The organism is Microbacterium umsixpiens (assembly GCF_053543675.1).
In genome coordinates, this window is the sequence record NZ_JBLVOH010000201.1 from 24436 (window position 1) to 29479 (window position 5044).

Annotated in this window: 4 protein-coding genes and 2 pseudogenes; 2 read left to right on the forward strand and 4 right to left on the reverse strand. The window is 68.9% G+C overall.

Annotation, left to right across the window (positions count from 1 at the left end):
* Both ACNPM4_RS17890 and ACNPM4_RS17895 read right to left on the reverse strand, forming a co-directional pair.
* A pseudogene (locus tag ACNPM4_RS17890) lies at nucleotides 1–320 on the reverse strand (1-deoxy-D-xylulose-5-phosphate reductoisomerase); the annotation flags it as partial.
* A gap of 37 nt (nucleotides 321–357) precedes the next feature.
* On the reverse strand, nucleotides 358–1314 hold the full coding sequence (locus tag ACNPM4_RS17895) for an FKBP-type peptidyl-prolyl cis-trans isomerase (protein WP_448986581.1): 957 nt from the start codon (nucleotides 1312–1314) through the stop codon (nucleotides 358–360).
* Between the two features lie 123 nt (nucleotides 1315–1437).
* Between ACNPM4_RS17895 and ACNPM4_RS17900 the strand changes: the two genes are divergently transcribed.
* Nucleotides 1438–2238: a lysophospholipid acyltransferase family protein gene (locus ACNPM4_RS17900; protein WP_448986582.1), complete on the forward strand. Its 801-nt coding sequence runs from the start codon at nucleotides 1438–1440 to the stop codon at nucleotides 2236–2238.
* 18 nt (nucleotides 2239–2256) lie between these two features.
* Here the strand turns inward: ACNPM4_RS17900 and ACNPM4_RS17905 are convergent, their stop codons facing one another.
* Complete coding sequence (locus tag ACNPM4_RS17905) at nucleotides 2257–2751, reverse strand: OsmC family protein (RefSeq protein WP_029261852.1); 495 nt, start codon at nucleotides 2749–2751, stop codon at nucleotides 2257–2259.
* A gap of 67 nt (nucleotides 2752–2818) precedes the next feature.
* Between ACNPM4_RS17905 and ACNPM4_RS17910 the strand changes: the two genes are divergently transcribed.
* Complete coding sequence (locus ACNPM4_RS17910) at nucleotides 2819–3814, forward strand: asparaginase (RefSeq protein WP_372467066.1); 996 nt, start codon at nucleotides 2819–2821, stop codon at nucleotides 3812–3814.
* A 50-nt stretch (nucleotides 3815–3864) separates the two neighbouring features.
* Here ACNPM4_RS17910 and ACNPM4_RS17915 read toward each other — a convergent pair.
* A pseudogene (locus tag ACNPM4_RS17915) lies at nucleotides 3865–5044 on the reverse strand (hypothetical protein); the annotation flags it as partial.

Consider the following 5044-nt stretch of genomic DNA (forward strand, 5'->3'; position numbering starts at 1 on the left):
CCGACGATCAGCGACTCCTTGTTCGCCAGGGCCAGCGTGCGTCCTACCTTCAGCGCCGCGAGAGTCGAGCCGAGTCCGATCGAGCCGGTGATGGCGTTGAGCACGACATCGGCCTCGACATCGCGGACGAGCTGCTCGGCCTCGTCCGCACCGAGCGCCGTGTCCTCGACCTGGAACTGCGCGGCCTGCTCACCCAGCATCTCGGCGTTCGAGCCGGCGGCGAGGCCGACCAGTTCGAACCGACGAGGATTGGCGCGGATGACATCCAACGCCTGGGTGCCGATGGAGCCGGTGGAGCCGAGGACGATGATGCGACGCATGACGCCAGCCTAGGACACGTCCTCGTCGCCGCCGTGGCTACTGCTGGACAGGCGTGGTGGCGAGGATGTCGACGACGAAGACGAGGCTCTCCTTCTGGAGCTCGTGTCCCTCGCTGGCGCCGTAGCCGTCCGACGGCGGCATCACGACGACGACCTGAGACCCGACCTTCTGTCCCTCGAGCGCCTTCTGGAAACCCGCGACCACACCCGTGGTCTGGAACTGTGTCGGCGCAGCGTCGCGGCTCCAGCTGGAGTCGAATTCCTTGCCGTCCGACCACTTGACGCCGAGGTACTGAACAACCACGAGGTCACCGGAGCCCACTGTGGCCCCATCACCCTGTTTGAGGACGGCGACCTTCGTCTCGGTCGGTGCGTCCCCGTCCGGGATCTTGACGGAGGGCTTGCCGTTGTCAGCGAGCTTGACGGTCGGCATGCCCGGGGTCGGGTCGACGTCCTTGCCGGTCGCCACCTCGGGGAGCTGCTCGACAGCCTCGGCGTACACGACTTTGGCGGTACCACCCTCTCCGAAGACCTTTCCGGGAAGCGCGAGAACCACCTGAGTACCAAGCGGCTGGCACTCGAGGGCTGCGATGAACAGTGACGCACTGTTCTGGTCGAGCAGGACGGAGGCTTCTCCTCCCTCGCTGCGAGCGGAAGAGTCGACGACCTCGCCCGTCGCCGCATCGACGATCTGGAACTTCACACCCACGAGGTCGTTCGCGACGACCTCGTCACCATCTCCCTCGGAGATGATGGTGCGCTCGACGTCAGCGAAAGGCGCGTCCGCGGGCACGGTGACCTTCGCGTCGAGGCCCTTTCCCTCGACGACGACCGCGTCAGACGTCTCGCCCGGCTGCGCGTCCAGCAAGCACTCACTCGACGCGGGCGGGCTCGGCGTACCGGAGCTCGACGGCGCGGAGCTGCCGGAGCAGCCTGCGAGCAGCAGAGTCGCCGCGGCGACGGTGGACAGAACGATGAGCGGACGCTTGCGCACAGTGAGACCTCGGGATCGCGGGTGGGAACCTCCATCCTGCCGTATACCCCTTTGCCCCCGCTGGGAGGCACGGCGCGACTCTTCATTCCCACGCCGGCATGGATCCGGGAGTAACCTGCTCTGATGACCTCTGAGCAGTCCGTCGAGCCCGAATCCTCGTCAGAAGAGGAATCCTCGTCGTCAGATGAGACTGCGAAGCCCCGTCACGCCGGATTCGCCTACACGCTCGGACGCAGCCTCATCACTCCGCTGGCGCGGATAGTCTACCGGCCGAAGATCGAGGGCCGCGAGAACGTTCCGCTGACCGGGCCCGTCATCTTCGCCAGCAACCACCTGTCATTCATCGACTCGATCGCGATCCCGGTCGCCGCTCCCCGCCCGGTGCACTTTCTCGCGAAGTCGACCTACTTCGAAGGCACCGGCTTCCAGGGCTGGATGAGCAAGACCTTCTTCGAGTCGATCGGTGCCATCCCCGTGCGCCGCGGTGCCGGGCAAGCGGCTCTGGATGCTCTCGACCTGCAGCGTCAGCTCCTCGACGAGGGACTCGCCGTCGCGCTCTACCCGGAGGGCACGCGCTCCACCGATGGCCGCCTTTACAAGGGGCGTACCGGGGTCGCGTTCCTCGCGCTCCAGACGGGCGCCCCCGTCGTGCCGGTCGGGCTGATCGGCACGGACAAGGTGATGCCCGTCGGGGCGAAGATGCCGACGCTCAAGGAGCGCATCACGGTCCGGTTCGGCGAGCCGCTGGATCTGTCGCCGCACGGACCTGCGACCAGTGGGCGTGCGCGTCGCCTGGCGACCGACGAGATCATGGCAGCCATCCACGGTCTGTCCGGTCAGGAGCTCGCCGGAGCGTACAACGAGGCTCCTGCGCAGGGCACGATCGAGAAGATCAAGCAGGCCCTGCCGCACGAGCGCCGTTGACGCCCGTGCCGCGCTGAGTCACTCGACGGCGCGGACGGTCGCCTCGTGGCGCACCGGGAAGTTCATCGAGTTCGCGATGAAGCACCATTCGTTCGCCTGCGCGTGAGCGCGCTCGGCCGCCTCGATCATCGACGCGTCCGCCACGACGACCTCGGGCCGCAGCATCACCTCGACGAACGCCCCACCGCCCTTGCCGTCTTCGCGCATCATCCCGCTCGCGTCGTCGCGGTACGAGACGACGACCACCCCGGCCGTCACGCACGCGTGCAAGTACGAGAGCAGGTGACACTCGGAGAGCGAGGCGAGCAGGAGGTCTTCCGGATTCCACCGCGAGGGATCGCCGCGGAACGGCTTGTCCGCCGATGCGAGCAGCTCTGGCTTGCCGTCGACTTCGATGGTGACTTCGCGGCGGTAGTCCCGGTAGCCGGACGTCCCGGTGCCGGTGTTTCCGGTCCAGACCGAGGTGAGCGCGTAGTGATGTTCGCCGAGGGCGCGGGGGGTCGACTCTGCCATGTCCTCAGTCTGCCAGGGGCCACCGACCCGAGGTGAGCGATGGCGTGCCCGGCGCTAGAGTTGACGGGTGCTGGAGACTCTCACCGTTCAGGATTCCGTGGAACTCGCCGTCGTCGAACGGAGTGGATTCGTCGAATCGCGTCACGCCGGCGCAGCGATCGTGCTCTCTTCCGATGGTGACATCGTCGCCCGCCACGGCAACCCCGACGCGTTGGTCTTGCCCCGATCGAGCCTCAAGCCCCTGCAGGCGGTGGCCTGCATCACGGCAGGTGCGGTGCTCGAGGGCGAACAGCTCGCGATCTCCACGGCGAGCCATGTCGGTACCGACCGGCACGCCTCCGTCGTTCGCGACATCCTCACCGAAGGCGGGCTGACCGAGGACGACCTGGCGTGCCCGGCGTCCTGGCCGAGTGATTCGGCGACGCGCGATGACCTCGTCCGCGAGCACGGTGAGCCGACGCGCGTGCGGATGAACTGCTCCGGAAAGCATGCCGCGATGCTGCGTGCGTGCGTGGCGACCGGTTGGCCGACCACCGGCTATCTCGACCCGTCGCATCCGCTGCAGGTGCACATTCGCGATGTCGTCGAGCGTCTCACAGGCGAGAAGGTCGCCCACACGGCGATCGACGGGTGCGGAGCCCCTGTCCACGCGATGACCCTCACCGCCCTCGCGCGAGGCATCCACCGCATCGGCACCGCCTCCGACCGCTCGCCCTTCGCCCTTCATCGCGTCGCCGGTTCGCTGGTGCGAGCGGTGCGGGAGAGTCCCTGGACGATCGAAGGGCCCGGCCGTCCCGACACGATCGCGATCGAGAAGCTCGGAGTCTTCACCAAACACGGAGCCGAGGGCGTCATGGTGATGGTCGCCCCGAACGGCACGACCGTCGCATTGAAGATGCTGGACGGCGCGACGCGCGCTTCGACGATCGTGGCAGCGACGCTCCTCGAGCGCGCAGGGGGCCTGAGCAGCGCCGAGGTCGCCATGCTGGCGGAGGCGCTTCCCCTCACGGTTTCGGGCGGAGGCTCGATCGTCGGCGCGATCCGTCCAGGCGCCGGTATCTGACGCACCCGTCATTACCGAGCCGAGCCGAGCCCAGCCGAGACTCTCACTGCTCATCGCGGCGACAGTGCAGGAAGGACGACGCGACGCGGCGCTCCGGCACCACGGACGGACCAGGCTCGGCCGGCGTGGGTGCGCGCGTACGGCGGGAGTTCCCGCACGCCCGCGAGCTGACGGAGATCGGACTGCTGCTCGGCACGGATCAGCACTTCGCCCTCCCCTCGGATGCGCTGCCACAACGGCCAGTTGCGCTGCCACACCTCCGCGTCTCCCACGACCACACAAGAACGGTCGCGCTGTGTCGGCTCCGCCCCGGCAGCGATGACCTCGCACCCCGGATGCGCCGCACGCAGCATCTCTACGACCGAAGCAGCTCCGGCGCTGACGACGGCGGTGATCGCGCACGACGGCGCCCAGGCCGGAGGTGTGACGAGGGCCGGGGAAACCCCCGCGCCTTCCGGGACCCATGCCAGCTGCACCTCGCGGTCGCCGATGTGGGCACGCCCCGGGGAACGGTCGCGGATGTATGACGAGGCCTCTCCCCCGGCCGCGAGATGCTCCACTCGGCTCGGCATCCGAAGCAGCGCTCGTCGCGGCAGAGCGTCGATCATGCGTCCCAGCGGTCCCGCCGCTCTGCTCACCGCCAGCACGAAGGTCGTCTCCGCACGGGCACGGAGAAGGTGCTCCCACCGTTGCGTGTATTGCTGACCGTACTCGGGGGGAAGAGTCGAGAGCACCCCGTCGATGTCGTCGCCGAGGACGAGCGACGGCATCCGTTCACTCCCCACGGCCCACGCCGTGAGGAGGTCCCACGCCGCCTCTGGGTCGTTCGGCACCCACGCAGCATCAGGCCACTGCGCAGCCAGGGCCCGCAAGGCGGTGGAGCGGCCCGACCCCGGCGCCCCCAGCAGCACGATTCCTCGATCCTGCCCACAGCGCAAAAGCTCGAGTGGCTGAGCTTGGCGGGCGGGTTCGTCGGCTCGCCCGAGCACGATGGCATCCGGACCCAGCGCGGCAGAACCGACGAGGTCCGCGAGCGGGATCCGTGTGGGAAGCGCGGCGAGCCACGGGCTGCGGGGCGGATCGGCCGCCGCCCCCCGCAGCCCCCCCGCTCGCAGATCCGCGGGACTCGTCAGCGCGATGCGGATCGCCGACGGCTCGGGGTCGGCCGGACGGCGCACGAGAGCGAGGCCCCGCGACTCCACTCCGCCGGGGAGTTCCGCCGCGGCGTCC

Bases quoted from the DNA above. Each gene is read 5' to 3' on its own strand.
- ACNPM4_RS17900 (WP_448986582.1), top strand. From the start codon at position 1,438: ATGACCTCTGAGCAGTCCGTCGAGCCCGAATCCTCGTCAGAAGAGGAA.
- ACNPM4_RS17905 (WP_029261852.1), bottom strand. From the start codon at position 2,751: ATGGCAGAGTCGACCCCCCGCGCCCTCGGCGAACATCACTACGCGCTC.